The sequence below is a fragment of the Mycobacterium sp. ITM-2016-00317 genome, from assembly GCF_002968295.1.
Taxonomy (GTDB): domain Bacteria; phylum Actinomycetota; class Actinomycetes; order Mycobacteriales; family Mycobacteriaceae; genus Mycobacterium.
Genome location: NZ_CP134399.1, coordinates 5,407,423 through 5,421,433 on the forward strand (window position 1 = coordinate 5,407,423; position 14,011 = coordinate 5,421,433).

A 14,011-nucleotide genomic window follows, 5' to 3' on the forward strand; every position below is an offset into this window, starting at 1 on the left:
ACACTGGGACCATGCCGTTCCCAAAAGAGTTCGGCCCCATCCCCTCTCAAGGAGTGAGCATGTCCTACCCCACCGCCGCCCCGGCCACCTGGTTCGTCACCGGCACGTCCCGCGGCCTCGGCGCCGAACTCGTCCGGCAGCTGCTGTCGCGCGGCGACAACGTCGCGGCGACCACCCGCTCGGTCGACCGGCTGCACGCCGCGCTGTCCGGCGTGGACACCGAACGGCTGCTGGCACTGGAGGTCGATCTCGCCGATGCCGCGGCGGTCCGCGCGGCGGTCGACGGCACCGTGGACCGGTTCGGCGGCCTGGACGTGGTGGTGAACAACGCCGGTTACGGCTTCATCGGCGCGGTCGAGGAGACCACCGACGCCGAGGCGCGTCAGCTGTTCGACGTGCAGCTGTTCGGCGCCTGGAATGTACTGCGCGCCAGTATCCCCCATCTGCGGGCCGCACGCAGCGGGCACATCGTCAACGTGTCGTCGATCCTCGGGCTGACCGCGATGCCCGGGTGGGCACTGTACTGCGCGGGCAAGTTCGCGCTCAACGGGCTGAGCGAGGCGCTGGCCGCAGAGGTGGCCGACTTCGGCGTCAAGGTGACGATCGTCGAGCCCGGCTACTTCCGGACCGACTTCCTGACCTCCGATTCACTGACCCTGCCCACCGCGGCCGGCGATGCCTACCCGGCGATCCGGCAGATGACCGAGCAGCACCTGCAGCTGCAGGGCAGCCAGCTCGGCGACCCGGCCAGGGGTGCCGAGGCCATCATCGACGTCGTGGTGCGCGGTGACGGCCCACTGCATCAGCTGCTGGGGTCAGATGCAATCGCGCTCGCGCAGGCCGAGATCGACACGCTGACCAACGACGTGAAAGCCGGCCGCGACCTCGCGCTGACCACCGACCACCGGTAGCGGGGTCAGTCGACGTCGACCCAGTCCAGGGTGCGCTGCACGGCTTTGCGCCACCCGGCGTGACCGGCCGAGCGCTGGTCCTCGGACCATTGCGGGGACCAGCGCTTGCCCTCCTGCCAGTTGGCCCGCAGATCGTCCGGGCCGTCCCAGAATCCGACGGCCAGCCCGGCGGCGTAGGCCGCGCCCAGGGCCGTGGTCTCGGCGACGACCGGTTTGACCACGTCGACCCCGAGCACGTCGGCCTGGATCTGCATGCACAGATCGTTGGCGGTGATGCCACCGTCGACTTTCAGGACCTCAAGGTGCACACCGGAATCGGCTTCCATCGCGTCGACGACGTCGCGACTCTGGTAGCAGATCGCCTCCAACGTCGCGCGCGCCACGTGCGCGTTGGTGTTGAACCGGGACAACCCGACGATCGCGCCCCGGGCATCCGACCGCCAGTACGGCGCGAACAGCCCGGAGAACGCGGGCACGAAGTACACCCCGCCGTTGTCCTCGACCTGCCGGGCCAATGACTCACTCTGGGCCGCGCCGCTGATGATGCCGAGCTGGTCGCGCAGCCACTGCACCGCCGATCCGGTCACCGCGATCGAACCCTCCAGCGCGTACACGGGTTTGGCGTCACCGAACTGGTAGCAGACCGTGGTCAGTAGGCCGTTCTGCGACCGCACGATCTCCTCGCCGGTGTTCAGGAGCAGGAAATTGCCTGTGCCGTAGGTGTTCTTGGCTTCACCGGCGTCCAGGCACACCTGCCCGACCATCGCGGCCTGCTGGTCACCGAGGATCCCCGTGATCGGCAGCTCGCCGTCGGCCGGTCCGGTCTCGACGGTCAGGCCGTACGGTTTCGGCGACGACGACGGCTTGATCTCGGGCAGCATCTGACGCGGGATGTCGAAGAACCCCAGCAGTTCGTCGTCCCAGTCCAGCGTCTCCAGGTTCATCAGCATGGTGCGGCTGGCGTTGGTGACGTCGGTGACGTGCACTCCGCCGCGGTGCCCGCCGGTCAAATTCCACAGCACCCAGGTGTCGGTGGTCCCGAAGAGCGCATCGCCCTTCTCGGCGTCGGCACGCAGCCCGTCGACGTTCTCCAGCAGCCACTGCAGCTTTCCGCCGGAGAAGTAGGTGGCCAGCGGCAGGCCGGCCTTCTGCCGGATCACGTCGCCGCGGCCGTCGCGCTCCAGCGCGGACGCGATCCGGTCGGTACGAGTGTCCTGCCAGACGATCGCGTTGTAGTAGGGCCGCCCGGTGCGCCGGTTCCACACCAGCGAGGTCTCGCGCTGATTGGTGATGCCCAACCCCACGAGGTCGGTGGTCGTCAGGTTCGTCCGGTTCAGCGCGGTGGCCAGCACCGAACCGGTGCGTTCCCAGATCTCCACCGGGTTGTGCTCCACCCAGCCCGCCTTGGGCAGGATCTGTTCGTGTTCGAGCTGGTGACGGCCCACCTCGGCGCCGTCGTGGTCGAAGATCATGCACCGGGTGCTGGTGGTGCCCTGGTCGATTGCAGCGACGAAGTCGGCCATTCGTCCATGATGGACCACATGCCCGCAGACACCACCGACATTTCCACGATGCCGCGCGGCGGACCGCGGGCGTCGTGTCTGGACCGGCTGCTGCAGACCGACCGGCGCGAGTACCTGGACCGCCCCGACGTGGACGAATCGGTCAGGCGCAGCGTGATCCGGGCGCTGGACTGGACCGGCGAGGTGTTCGGCAACCACGAGAAGTTCGCCGAGATCGCGCTCGACGAGGTGGCCGACGTCCCCGATCCGCGGATCCTGGAGCTGGGCGCGGGCCACGGCGGGTTGTCCCGAAAGCTGCTCGAATGGCATCCGAGCGCCCGGTTGACCGTCACCGACGTCGACGCCGACGCGCCGGCGGCGATCGCCGCCGGCGACCTGGGGTCGCATCCGCGGGCGACGGTCCGCCGGATGGACGCGACGGCGCTGGACGCCGCGGACGGCGAGTTCGACCTTGCGGTGTTCGTGTTGTCGCTGCACCACTTGGCGCCCGAGGACGCCGCCCGGGTGATCGCCGAGGGCACCCGTGCGGCCGACAAGCTGCTCATCATCGACCTCCCACGCCCGCCGGCCCCGCTGCACGTACTGCGGCTGGCCGCGATGGCGCCGTGGGCGCCGCTCATCCCGTTTGTGCACGACGGGCTGATCAGCTCGCTGCGCGCCTACAGTCCCTCGGCGCTGCGCGCGCTGGCGGCCTACGCCGATCCGCCGGTCGACATCGAGTTGCGCGGCGGGTTGTTCGGTCCGCAGGTCGCGGTGGCCTCGCGCCGATAGGCTTGGGCCCGTGGGCGAGGAACTGAAGCAGACCGAGTTCAGCCGCGCGCACCGGCGCGAGTACCGCCGCAAGGTGCAGCTGTGTCTCGACGTGTTCGAGACGATGCTGGCCCAGTCCAGCTTCGACTTCGAGAAGCCGCTGACCGGCATGGAGATCGAGTGCAACCTCGTCGACTCCGGCTACCAACCGGCGATGAACAACTCCGAGGTGCTGGCGGCGATCGCCGATCCCGCGTATCAGACCGAACTGGGCGCCTACAACATCGAGTTCAACGTGCCGCCGCGCCGGTTACCGGGGCGGGCAGCCCTCGATCTCGAAGACGACGTCCGCGCCAGCCTGAACGCCGCGGAATCCAAGGCCGGCGCCGACGGCTCGCACATCGTGATGGTCGGCATCCTGCCCACACTGATGCCCGAGCACCTGTCGGACGGCTGGATGAGCGAGTCCACGCGCTACCAGGCCCTCAACGACTCGATCTTCACCGCGCGCGGTGAGGACATCATGATCGACATCGCCGGCCCCGAGCCCCTGAGCCTGCAGGCCGCCACGATCGCCCCTGAATCTGCCTGTACCAGCATGCAATTACATCTGCAGGTGTCCCCCGCCGATTTCGCCGACAACTGGAACGCAGCCCAGGTGCTGGCTGGTCCGCAGCTGGCGCTGGGCGCCAACTCGCCGTACTTCTTCGGCCATCACCTGTGGGCCGAGACCCGTATCGAACTGTTCGCCCAGGCGACCGACACTCGCCCCGAGGAACTCAAGACCCAGGGGGTGCGGCCGCGCGTCTGGTTCGGGGAACGCTGGATCACCTCGATCTTCGACTTGTTCGAGGAGAACGTGCGGTACTTCCCGTCCCTGCTACCCGAAGTCTCCGACGAGGACCCGCTCGCCGAACTCGCCGCGGGCCGCACCCCGCAACTTTCGGAACTGCGGCTGCACAACGGAACCATTTACCGGTGGAACCGGCCGGTGTACGACATCGTCGACGGCCGGCCCCACCTTCGCGTCGAGAACCGGGTACTGCCGGCGGGACCGACGGTGCTCGACATGATGGCCAATTCGGCCTTCTACTACGGGATGCTGCGGTCGCTGTCCGAGGAGGACCGACCGCTGTGGACCAAGATGAGTTTCGCTGCGGCCGAGGCGAACTTCACCGCCGCCGCGCACCACGGGATGGAGGCGCGGCTGTACTGGCCGGGCGTGGGTGAGGTCACCCCCGACGAGCTTGTCCTGCGGCAACTGCTGCCGATGGCCGACGAGGGGTTGCGCCGGTGGGGTGTTGCTGCCGAGGTGCGGGACCGCTACCTCGGGGTGATCGAGGGCCGCGCCAAGACCGGCCGCAACGGCGCGGCCTGGCAGGTCGCCGCCGTCACCGCCCTGCAGGGCCGCGGGATGAGCCGCCCCGAGGCCCTGGCCGAGATGCTCCGGTTGTACTGCGAACGCATGCATTCCAACGACCCGGTGCACACCTGGGACCTGCCTGCTCAGGCCTGAATCGCCGCGAGCGCGGCGCGCTGCCGGCGACGGACCTCTCTGCGCTTGCCCGGCACCCGGCGCCTGCCGCGCCAGGTGGGAAGCGAGGCGACCAGTTCCGGCGCGAAGCCCGCTCGAACCGCCTTGTCGCTGTGCGACTCCACCCAGCGTCGCTCCTCCCGCAGCAGCAGGATCGCAACGGTCAGGAAGAGGATGAGGTTGAACGCCATCTTGGCCAGCACGCTTTCCGGCGCCGGTGCGTTCCAGACGAAGTGCATCAGCGGCCCGGCCGCCAGCAGCAGGATCGCCGTGCCGATCCGCCGCATCCGGCTCCATCCGCTCGGGTTGCTGAAAGTCGGGAGCAACAACAGCAATCCGACCGTGGTCAGGCCCGTGAACGCCCAGTGCGACGGGACCGACGTGACGATCCGGCCGAACATCTGCTGGCCGGCGCCGCTCAGGTCGGAATCGAGGCTGGCCAGCGCGCCCGTCGTGGCATAGGTCAGATCCTCCATCACGTCGAAGCCGAAGCCGACGAACATGCCGACGAGCAGAGCGTGGCTGATTCGGGTACAGACCGCCGCGCAGAGCACCAGAATCACTGCCGCACAGCTCAATTTGGCAGCCTCTTCGACAAACGGGGCGGTCAGCGCAGGCGCCCACCGCGACAGGGTCACCGGGTCGAGGACCGAGGCCCACACCTGTTCCAGAGTTGTGTTGGCCGACGCGGCCATGGCCAGCGCGACGGTTCCGCCGAGTGCAGCGCCCGCGAGCAGCATCTGCGGATACCGCACCGCAGCCCGGAACGGATCGAAGCGGGTGATCAGCCACACCAGCAGGGCCATGAACGCGATCCACACCGGAGCGAGCGCGATGTGGGTCTGTCTTGTTTCGGCGTACGCGGCCCCCGAGCCGGACAGCAGCTGCCACGTGCCGAGCACCATGGCGCCGATCCACACCCAGAACACCGCGGAATAGGGCCGGTACACCACCTCCGCACGCATGGGTAGCGCGGTCACCGGTCGGCCCTGCCGATCGCGGCGAGCAGATCCTGCAGCGGCGGTGCGGGAGTGTCGACGTCTCCGAGAGTGTGCACCAGCACCACTACCTCGTCGTCGGCGATCACCGCGCAGGCGCCGGGCATGCCCGCAGCGGTGACGACGCAGGTCTGCCCGGTCAGCCGGCCGTCGCCGGACTGTGCCTGACCTCCGTCGTAAGCGGCTGAGAAGCCCCGCCTCCGGTCGATCTGCATGAGGCGCTCCCCTACCGCTTCCGCGTCGCGGCCATCCAGGTCGTGCGCCTCGATGTGGACGAAGGCGTCCCCGGACCGCCACACCACCCCGCCGGGCAGCGAAGCGACCTCCCAGCCGTCCGGCGGCACCGTGGAGATGACTTCGCCGGACTCGGTTGCCACCTCGACGGTCTGACCGTCTGCGGACGGGGCCGGGTCGTCGGATCCGAGCGCCAGGAACGCCGGAACGACCGGCACGGCGAGCATCCCGGCCACCAGTGCGAGCGCGGCGCGCTTGCCGGTGAGGCGTCGGCGCCCGACCACGATGTCCTCGGCCGCCGTCGACGGTTGCGCCTCCGCCTGTGCGAGTTCGCTGCTCACAAAACGGCAGGTTAGCAGTGACGACACAACGGCCGGTGAAAAATCCGCTGAACTGATGCCGATCTGGTTCGAGTTGGTCAATGCCGCTGGCCAACAGTGTGCAGCATCCCGGGCTGCGCGTCGGCGGCCCAGCCCAGACTTCGTTGCCGAATAGTTGAATCTCTTGGCGTTCGAGTTCGCTAGGTGGGCGCGCGGGTAGCGTAAATGCATGGCCGAGGTGATGGACTGGGACGGTGTGTACCGGGGCGAGGGCGGGTTCGAGGGTGAGCCGCCGTGGAACAGCGGCGAACCTCAGCCGGAACTGGCGGCGCTGTGGCGCGACGGCAAGTTCCGCAGCGAGGTGCTCGACGCGGGCTGCGGCCATGCCGAGTTGTCTCTGGCGCTGGCCGCCGACGGCTACACCGTGACCGGTGTCGATGTCAGCCCCACGGCGATCTCCGCGGCGACCGCGGCGGCCGCCGAGCGCGGGTTGTCGGAGCGTGCGTCGTTCGTCGCCGCCGACATCACCGCGCTCACCGGCTTCGACGGCCGGTTCTCCACCGTCGTGGACAGCACGCTGTTCCATTCGATGCCGGTGGAGTCCCGCGATGCCTACCTGCGGTCCGTGCACCGGGCCGCCGCACCGGGCGCGGGTTTCTTCGTGCTGGTCTTCGCCAGGGGCGCGTTCCCGGCCGAGATGGAAGGCGGCCCCAACGAGGTGACCGAACTCGAACTGCGGGATGCGGTTTCGCAGTACTGGACGATCGACGACATCCGTCCCGCGTTGATCCACACGAACGTGCCGAAGTTGCCCGGTATGCCGCCCCCTCCGCTGGATATGCTCGACGAGCGCGGCCGGATGCGGATACAGGCGTTCCTGCTGTCCGCACACAAAGACAGCTAGCGGCTACCCGGCGGGCGTGGTGCCGGTGCGCGCCGGCTCCCGGTCGGGTGGGGTACCCCCGTCCGTGTCGTCGTCGTCGAGCATCGTCGCCTCGTCGAACGGGCGGTCCCCGTCGAGCACCTCGTTGAGTCGCGTGCTGTCCACCGTGCCGGTCCAGGTCCCGACGAGCAGCGTGGCCACGGAGTTGCCGGAGAAGTTGGTCAGCGCGCGCGCCTCGGACATGAAGCGGTCGATGCCGACGATGATGCCGACCCCGTCGAGAAGTTCGGGCCGGTGGCTCTGCAGGCCTGCGGCCAGGGTGGCCAGCCCGGCGCCGCTGACTCCGGCGGCGCCCTTGGACGCGATGATCATGAAGGCCAGCAGGCCGAGTTGTTCGGGGATCGACAGCGGGTCGCCCAGCGCGTCGGCGATGAACAGCGAGGCCATCGTCAGGTAGATCGCGGTGCCGTCCAGGTTGAACGAGTAGCCGGTCGGCACCACGATGCCGACCGTCGCCGGTGTCACGCCGGCGTGCTCCAACTTCGCGATCAGCCGGGGCAGTGCCGATTCCGACGACGACGTCGCGACGATCAACAGGTACTCCCGGGCGAGGTAGCGGACCAGCTTGAAGATCGAGACCCGGCACACCGTCCACAACAGCGCGCCGAGCACCCCGAAGATGAAGATCAGGCAGGTGATGTAGAAGGCCGCCATCAGCACGCCGAGCTGGATCACCGCGTCGAAGCCGGTATCGCCCACCACTTCCGCGATCGCGCCGAACGCGCCGATCGGCGCCAGCCACAACACCCCGATCAGGATGCGGAACACCAGCCGCTGCAATGCCTCGATGCCTTTCAGCAGCCCCTCGCCGGTCTGACCCATGCCCTGGATGCCGAACCCGACGAGCAGCGCCACGAACAGCGCCTGCAGCACGTTGCCCTCGGTGACCGCGGAGAACAGCGTCGAGGGGATGATGTTGGCAATGAAGTCCGTTGTGTCGCCGGAGGATTCGGCTTCACCGGCGAGTTCGACACCCTTGCTCGGATCGTTGGGCACGTTCAGCCCGGTGCCGGGGCTGATCAGGTTGCCGACGACCAGACCTATCGCGAGCGCGACCGTCGACATGACCAGGAAGTAGGAGATCGCCAGCCCGCCGACCTTGCCGACCGACGCAGCGGCACGGACCTTGCCGATACCGATGACGACCGTGCAGAAGATGACCGGGACGATCATCATCTTGATGAGTTTGACGAACAACTCGCCGAGCACGCCCAGCGAGGACGCCACGTCCGGGGCGACCAGCCCGAGCACGATCCCGGCGATGACCGCGATGATCACCATGATGTAGAGCCAGTGGGTGCGGTCCCGCTTGGCCTTCTTCGGCCCGGCCTCGCCAGAGTCAGCCGTGTCGGCCGCGTCGCCGTGTGCATGTGTCATCGTCGTCGTCCCTCCGCGCGTGGTGAAGCGGGGATAACCCAATGTGACCCGGCCCACACACGTGCGCCGGGCCGACGGCTGGACGCTGGTCGAGCAGCCTCAGCGTGTGACGGTGGCCAGCGCCTCGACGAACCTGGCCAGGTCGGCGTCGGTGACGTCGACGTGCGGGGACACCCGCAACGCCGGGTGGGTCATCTCCCGCGGGGCCCGCTCCACGCCCAGGTAGGTGGTGACGATCTGATGCTCGGCGATCAGCCGCGCGCGCACGGTCAGCGGGTCGGCGCCGTCGGTGGGCTCCAGGGTGGTGATGGCGCTGGGCTCGTCGACGTGTTCCACCACCCGCCAGCCCGGCAGATCGGCCAGCGCGGTGCGCGTCAGCGCCCCGACCTCACGCAACCGCGCCTGCACCGCGGCGGGTCCGGCGGCCAGGTATTCACCCACGGCGACGGAGAACGACACCCTGAGACCGACATTTGTCTCGGCGTGGCCAAGTCGGGTGACGGTGTCCTCAGACAGCAGCCCCGGCCGGGTGGCCAGCACCCCGACCCCGCGCGGCCCGGCCGTCCACTTGCGCGACGTCGAGTACACCGCGTCGGCGCCGATCCCGGTGAGGTCGAGGTGCGCGAAGCCCTGGGCTGCGTCCACGATCAGCGGGATGTCGTGTCCCCGGCACGCCGACGCGATGTCGTGCACGGGTTGCACGATGCCGCGGTGGCTGGCCAGCACCGTGAAGTGCACGAGCGCGGGCCGATGGGAGGACAGTGCTGCCCCGACGGCGTTGACGTCCAGCCTGCCGAACTCGTCGACCGGGAGCGTCTCGACCCGGAAACCGTTGCGCGCCATCACCGCAAGGCTGGGGCCGAACTCGCCCGGCAGACACGCCAGGGTGCGCTCCCCCGGCCAGTCCCTGAGCAGGATGTCCAGCGCATGGTTGGCTCCGGTGCTGAAATGCACTGCTGCGTCGGCCATCCCGGTCAGTGTCCGTACCGCGGCACGGCCTGCGTCGAGTGCGGGCGCAGCCGCCTCGGCGGCCACGTAGCCGCCGACCTCGGCCTCGTGCCGGGCGTGCTGGGCCGTGGCGTCGATCACCGACAGGCTCTGGCGGGAGCAGGCCGCACTGTCGAGGTGCACACCGGCCATCGGCGGGCGCGCCGCGCGCCACTGTTCGGCCAGAGTCATTTGACCGACAGGTCCGATTTGACCGACAGGGACAGTCCGAAGTCCCCGGCGTCGTCGGTCCACCAATGCGTGCAACGCAGTCCGGCGGCAGCGAGTTCGTCGTCCACCTTCGACGGCCGGAATTTGGAGGACACCTCGGTGAGCATCTGCTCGCCGGCATCGAAATCGACGGCCAGATCCAGCGCTGCGATGTGGACCCGCTGCGCGCGGGTGCAGCGCAGCCACATCTCGATGCGCTCCTCGGCGGCGTTCCACCGCGCGACGTGCTGAAAGGCCTCGACGTCGAAGTCCGCCCCGAGTTCGCGGTTCACGACGGTCAACACGTTGCGGTTGAACCGGGCGGTGACCCCCGCACTGTCGTCGTAGGCCCGGACCAGGCGGCCGGTGTCCTTGACCAGATCCGTGCCGAGCAGCAGCGTGTCGCCGGGCTGCATGAACCGGGCGACCGAGGCGAGGAACTCTGCGCGTGGCCCCGGGGTCAGGTTGCCGATCGTCGAACCCAGGAACGCCACCAGACGCCGGCCGGTAGCCGGGATCATGCCCAGGTGCTCCTCGAAATCGCCGCACACTGCGTCGACCTCGATGCCGGGGTATTCGGCCTGGATCGCCGCGCCGGCGTCCCGCAGCACGCTCGCGTCGACGTCGAACGGTACGAAGCGGCGCAGGGAACCCCGGTCACGCAGCGCGTCGAGCAGCGTGCGGGTCTTCTCCGACGTCCCGCTTCCGAGCTCGACGAGGGTGTCGGCCCCGGACACCTCGGCGATCTCGGCGGCGCGGGCGCGCAGGATCTGGGCTTCCGCGCGGGTCGGGTAATACTCCGGCAACCGGGTGATCTGATCGAACAGGTCACTGCCCACCGAGTCGTAGAACCATTTGGGCGGAAGAGTTTTCGGTGTCTGCGTGAGGCCGTGCCGGACGTCGCGACGCAGGGCCGCATCCGCGGCGTCGGCGGCCAGGTGGTTGGTGATCGACACCGAGGGTGAAACCATCACGATCCTTTCAGCGGGGTCAGCCGCACACGTGTGCCGTCGACCTCGACGAGGTGGCGGTCCGGCACTTCCTGCCACGCCGGGTCGTCGTCGTAGGGTTCGCTGGCGACCACCACGCCGTCGGCGCGGCGCAGCACCGACAGCGTGTCCCCCCACGTGGTGGCCAGCAGCCGGGAACCGTCGCCGGCCAGGATGTTCAGCCGCGCGTTCGGGTCGGCGGCGGCGACGCCGGAGACGGTGTCGCCGAGGGCGTCCATGCCGCGGCCGAAGATCAGCGCGGCGAGAAGCGCACTGTCATTGGTGGACTCGGCGTGCGATGACGCCGGCAGCACCGCGCGGTCGACGAGGCCGTTGTGCGACAGCAACCAGGTGCCGTCGGTGAACGGCGCGGACGCCGACGCTTCGATGGGCATGCCGACGCTGGCCGAACGCACCGCGGCCACCACGCAACTGCTGTGCAACGCGGGCGCGACGGAGGCGAAGGACGGATCACCCCACAGCGGCGCGGCGCTGCGCCAGCGCCGGGCGGCTGCGCCGTCGAAGAAGCCGACGCCCCAGCCGTCGGCGTTCATCAACCCGTGCTTCTGTCTGCGCGGCGCATAGGACTGCACCAGCAGTCCCGACGGCGGGTCCAGGACCAGCGATGCGACCGAGACCGGTGCGCCCAGCCAGGCCAGGTGTCTACACATCACGCATCCCAGGCCAGGCGCACGCCCGAGAAGATCTGTCTGCGGATCGGATGGTCCCAGTTGCGGAAACTGGGTCGCAGGATGTCCGGAGCCACCGCCCACGAACCGCCGCGCAACACCCGGTACTCGCCCGATGCGGTGCCGTCGAAGAAGGGCTGCGAGTACTGCCGGTAGATCATCGGCGTGAAGCCCGGCCACGGGCGCAGCGTCGAGGTGGTCCACTCCCACACATCGCCGAGCATCTGCTCGGCGCCGTATGCGGACGCGCTGTGCGGGTACGCCCCGACGGGCGCCGGCCGCAGCGACTCCCCGCCGAGGTTCGCGACGTCGGTGGTCGGTGCGGCCGCACCCCACGGGTAGCGGCGCCTGCTGCCGGTCGCCGGATCCCACGCGCAGGCCTTCTCCCACTCGATCTCGGTCGGCAGCCGCGCCCCGGCCCAGGCCGCGTACGCCTCGGCCTCGTAGAAGGTGACGTGCTGGACGGGCTCGTCGCCGGGGATGTCCTCGACGTACCCGAAGCGGGTCCGGGTGCCGGCGTTCCAGAACATCGGTGCCGCCAGGCCGGCCTTGAGACGGTGCTCCCAGCCCGGCCCGGCCCACCATCGCGGCTCGCGGTAGCCGCCGTCGTCGATGAACTGCTGCCACTCCGCGTTGGTGACCGGGACGCGGCCGATGCGGAAGGACGGCACGTCGACGGTGTGCGCCGGGCGCTCGTTGTCCAGGGAGTACGGTTCGGCCGCGGCGTCCACGCCGAGCGTGAACTCCCCGCCGGGGACCAGCACCGAGGTGCCTGCCACCCCGGGGCGTCCCTGCGGCAGCGGCGCGCCGCGGTCGAGCAGCGGCGTACCCGGGCGCAGGTTCAGCGCTTGCAGCATGGTCTCGCCGTGCTGGTTCTCGTGGCTGACCACCAACCCGAACGTGAACGCGTCGGGATGGTCGTCGGGCAGTGTGTCCAGCGCGTCGAGCACCTTGCCGCGGACGGTGGCGCAGTAGCTGCGCGCGTCGGTCGGCGGGAGCAGCGGCAGGTCGACGCGGCTGGCACGCGAGTGCACGAACGCGTCGTACAACTGGTCCACCTGCGCGGAGAGCAGACCCGGCCGGTTCGGGTCGCCGCCGCGCAGCAGCCAGAACTCCTCCTGCTGCCCGACGTGGGCGAGATCCCAGACCAGCGGGCTCATCAGCGGGTCGTACTGGCGCCGCAGCTCGGCGTCGTCGAAGTCGACCAGCCGCAGCGTGCGGTCCCTGGCCGTGCTCAGCCCGTCGGCCAGTTCCTCGCGTGTCGTCACAACTCCCCTTGCGCCAGTTCGGTGACCGCGGGGGCGATCCCGTGGGTCGCCACCCGGTCGGCGAAGTCGTCGGCCGGGCAGCGGCCCTGCTCCACCGAACGTACGAGCATCGTCATCGATTCCTCGAGCGGGGCCGGTACCCGCTCGGCCGCGGCGTGCACACACCGGATCGCGGCGCGGTGCAGGCTCGGGTCCTGCAGGCCGAGCCGGGCGGCACGGTCCCACGCGGTGGCCACCGGTTCGGTGGCCTCGGCGGCGACGGCGGCGGCGGCCGGGTCGTCGAGCAGCGCGGTCAGCGTGTGCACGACCGCGGGCCATACCGTCTCGGGAACGCTGTCGAGGTAGCGCACCTCGAGGAAGCCGCGCGGCCGCACGGGCGGGAACAGCGTGGTCAGGTGGTAGTCGAGATCGGCGGAGGTCGGTCTGCGGCCGCCGAGGAGTACGCGCCCGCCGCCCAGTCGGCGAACGACGCCCACTGCGTGACCGGCTCCGGATCCGGGTTGTGCACCAGCATGACCGGCGCGCGCAGCGCGTAGCCGGCCCAGTCGCTGGCCGGGTCGTCCCCGCTGGCCCCGAGGATCGGCCCGCAGCGGGCCGAGTCCAGCCGGCTCCACACCAATTGCCGGGTGGACTGCCATCCGGTGACGTCGCTACCCAGGATCGGCGAGTTCGCCGCGATCGCGATCATCGTGGGGCCCAGCGCGTGGGCCAGCCGGACCCGGTCGGCCCAACCCGGCTTCGGCCCCGCCTCGAGGTTGACCTGTACGGAGGCCGTCGCGGTCATCATCGCCGCGCCTGCGGCGCCGGTGTCGCTGGCCCGGAAGAACGTCTCCATCGCCGAGTACCGCGCGCCGGGATTGATGCGCTCGGACGGGCGCAGCGGGTCGGCTCCCAGCAGCACCAGCCCGAGCCCGGCACGCGCGAACTCCTCGCGCAGCACGACACGGTCGGAGGTCATGGCCGCGACCGCGGTTGCCGCGTCCGCACCGGGAGGACCCGACAGTTCCACCGCGCCGCCGGGCTCGACGGTGACCGCGCTGCCGCCGGGAAGCCGGGGCAGTGCGGCGATCGCCGCCTGCAACTCGTCCCAGCCGGGCCGTCGCCTGGGATCGGTCCGGTCGTAGCAGTGCGCCTCGATCTCCAGGCCCACCGGTCCGACCGGCCCGTCTTTCAGGCACGTCCCGACGATGTGGTGCGCGGCCGCTTCCGCGCTGCTCAGTGGATCCACGGCCTTTTCGACGTCATCGGACGCCACGGTGCGTGCCATCAGCCCACCCC

At 69.9% G+C, this 14,011-nt stretch carries 12 protein-coding genes and 1 pseudogene; 4 read left to right on the forward strand and 9 right to left on the reverse strand.

The window, feature by feature from the left end; genetic code table 11:
* Positions 1 to 59 precede the first annotated feature (59 nt).
* Positions 60 to 911, forward strand: coding sequence for an SDR family NAD(P)-dependent oxidoreductase (locus tag C6A87_RS25875; protein ID WP_311114853.1), 852 nt, complete (start codon positions 60 to 62; stop codon positions 909 to 911).
* A 5-nt stretch (positions 912 to 916) separates the two neighbouring features.
* Here the strand turns inward: C6A87_RS25875 and glpK are convergent, their stop codons facing one another.
* Positions 917 to 2,434: a glycerol kinase GlpK gene (gene glpK / locus C6A87_RS25880; protein ID WP_311114854.1), complete on the reverse strand. Its 1,518-nt coding sequence runs from the start codon at positions 2,432 to 2,434 to the stop codon at positions 917 to 919.
* A 9-nt stretch (positions 2,435 to 2,443) separates the two neighbouring features.
* On the opposite strand from glpK, the gene C6A87_RS25885 reads away from it, so the two are divergent.
* A complete protein-coding gene (locus C6A87_RS25885) occupies positions 2,444 to 3,205 on the forward strand; it encodes a class I SAM-dependent methyltransferase (RefSeq protein ID WP_311118085.1) in 762 nt (253 codons plus the stop codon).
* 10 nt (positions 3,206 to 3,215) lie between these two features.
* The gene (locus tag C6A87_RS25890; RefSeq protein ID WP_311114855.1) at positions 3,216 to 4,700 is read left to right on the forward strand and encodes a glutamate--cysteine ligase; all 1,485 of its coding nucleotides are present in this window, start codon (positions 3,216 to 3,218) and stop codon (positions 4,698 to 4,700) included.
* Here C6A87_RS25890 and C6A87_RS25895 read toward each other — a convergent pair.
* Together C6A87_RS25895 and C6A87_RS25900 are read right to left on the reverse strand one after the other, a co-directional pair.
* Positions 4,691 to 5,698 (reverse strand): PrsW family glutamic-type intramembrane protease, encoded by a 1,008-nt coding sequence (locus C6A87_RS25895; protein ID WP_311114856.1) that lies wholly within the window; start codon positions 5,696 to 5,698, stop codon positions 4,691 to 4,693. The genes C6A87_RS25890 and C6A87_RS25895 overlap by 10 nt on opposite strands.
* Positions 5,695 to 6,291 (reverse strand): hypothetical protein, encoded by a 597-nt coding sequence (locus tag C6A87_RS25900; RefSeq protein WP_311114857.1) that lies wholly within the window; start codon positions 6,289 to 6,291, stop codon positions 5,695 to 5,697. Before C6A87_RS25900 ends, C6A87_RS25895 begins: the two co-directional genes overlap by 4 nt.
* A gap of 208 nt (positions 6,292 to 6,499) precedes the next feature.
* Here C6A87_RS25900 and C6A87_RS25905 point away from each other — a divergent pair, with 208 nt between their 5' ends.
* Positions 6,500 to 7,174: a class I SAM-dependent methyltransferase gene (locus tag C6A87_RS25905; RefSeq protein ID WP_311114858.1), complete on the forward strand. Its 675-nt coding sequence runs from the start codon at positions 6,500 to 6,502 to the stop codon at positions 7,172 to 7,174.
* 3 nt (positions 7,175 to 7,177) lie between these two features.
* Here C6A87_RS25905 and C6A87_RS25910 read toward each other — a convergent pair whose 3' ends face one another.
* The 6 genes and pseudogenes from C6A87_RS25910 to egtA form a co-directional block, all read right to left on the reverse strand.
* On the reverse strand, positions 7,178 to 8,590 hold the full coding sequence (locus tag C6A87_RS25910) for a cation:dicarboxylate symporter family transporter (protein ID WP_311114859.1): 1,413 nt from the start codon (positions 8,588 to 8,590) through the stop codon (positions 7,178 to 7,180).
* 99 nt (positions 8,591 to 8,689) lie between these two features.
* Complete coding sequence (egtE, locus tag C6A87_RS25915; protein WP_311114860.1) at positions 8,690 to 9,769, reverse strand: ergothioneine biosynthesis PLP-dependent enzyme EgtE; 1,080 nt, start codon at positions 9,767 to 9,769, stop codon at positions 8,690 to 8,692.
* Positions 9,766 to 10,758 (reverse strand): L-histidine N(alpha)-methyltransferase, encoded by a 993-nt coding sequence (egtD, locus tag C6A87_RS25920; RefSeq protein ID WP_311114861.1) that lies wholly within the window; start codon positions 10,756 to 10,758, stop codon positions 9,766 to 9,768. The genes egtE and egtD overlap by 4 nt, the downstream gene beginning before the upstream one ends.
* The gene (egtC, locus tag C6A87_RS25925) at positions 10,758 to 11,447 is read right to left on the reverse strand and encodes an ergothioneine biosynthesis protein EgtC (RefSeq protein ID WP_311114862.1); all 690 of its coding nucleotides are present in this window, start codon (positions 11,445 to 11,447) and stop codon (positions 10,758 to 10,760) included. The genes egtD and egtC overlap by 1 nt, the downstream gene beginning before the upstream one ends.
* Positions 11,447 to 12,733: an ergothioneine biosynthesis protein EgtB gene (egtB, locus tag C6A87_RS25930; RefSeq protein WP_311114863.1), complete on the reverse strand. Its 1,287-nt coding sequence runs from the start codon at positions 12,731 to 12,733 to the stop codon at positions 11,447 to 11,449. Before egtB ends, egtC begins: the two co-directional genes overlap by 1 nt.
* A pseudogene (gene egtA / locus C6A87_RS25935) lies at positions 12,730 to 14,000 on the reverse strand (ergothioneine biosynthesis glutamate--cysteine ligase EgtA). The gene egtB and the pseudogene egtA overlap by 4 nt, the downstream one beginning before the upstream one ends.
* Between the last annotated feature and the right edge of the window lie 11 nt (positions 14,001 to 14,011).

Excerpts from the sequence above, each read along its gene's own strand:
- egtE (WP_311114860.1), bottom strand. The coding sequence starts at position 9,769 with ATGACTCTGGCCGAACAGTGGCGCGCGGCGCGCCCGCCGATGGCCGGT.
- egtD (WP_311114861.1), bottom strand. The coding sequence starts at position 10,758 with ATGGTTTCACCCTCGGTGTCGATCACCAACCACCTGGCCGCCGACGCC.
- C6A87_RS25885 (WP_311118085.1), top strand. The coding sequence starts at position 2,444 with ATGGACCACATGCCCGCAGACACCACCGACATTTCCACGATGCCGCGC.
- C6A87_RS25910 (WP_311114859.1), bottom strand. The coding sequence starts at position 8,590 with ATGACACATGCACACGGCGACGCGGCCGACACGGCTGACTCTGGCGAG.
- glpK (WP_311114854.1), bottom strand. The coding sequence starts at position 2,434 with ATGGCCGACTTCGTCGCTGCAATCGACCAGGGCACCACCAGCACCCGG.
- C6A87_RS25875 (WP_311114853.1), top strand. The coding sequence starts at position 60 with ATGTCCTACCCCACCGCCGCCCCGGCCACCTGGTTCGTCACCGGCACG.
- C6A87_RS25905 (WP_311114858.1), top strand. The coding sequence starts at position 6,500 with ATGGCCGAGGTGATGGACTGGGACGGTGTGTACCGGGGCGAGGGCGGG.
- egtC (WP_311114862.1), bottom strand. The coding sequence starts at position 11,447 with ATGTGTAGACACCTGGCCTGGCTGGGCGCACCGGTCTCGGTCGCATCG.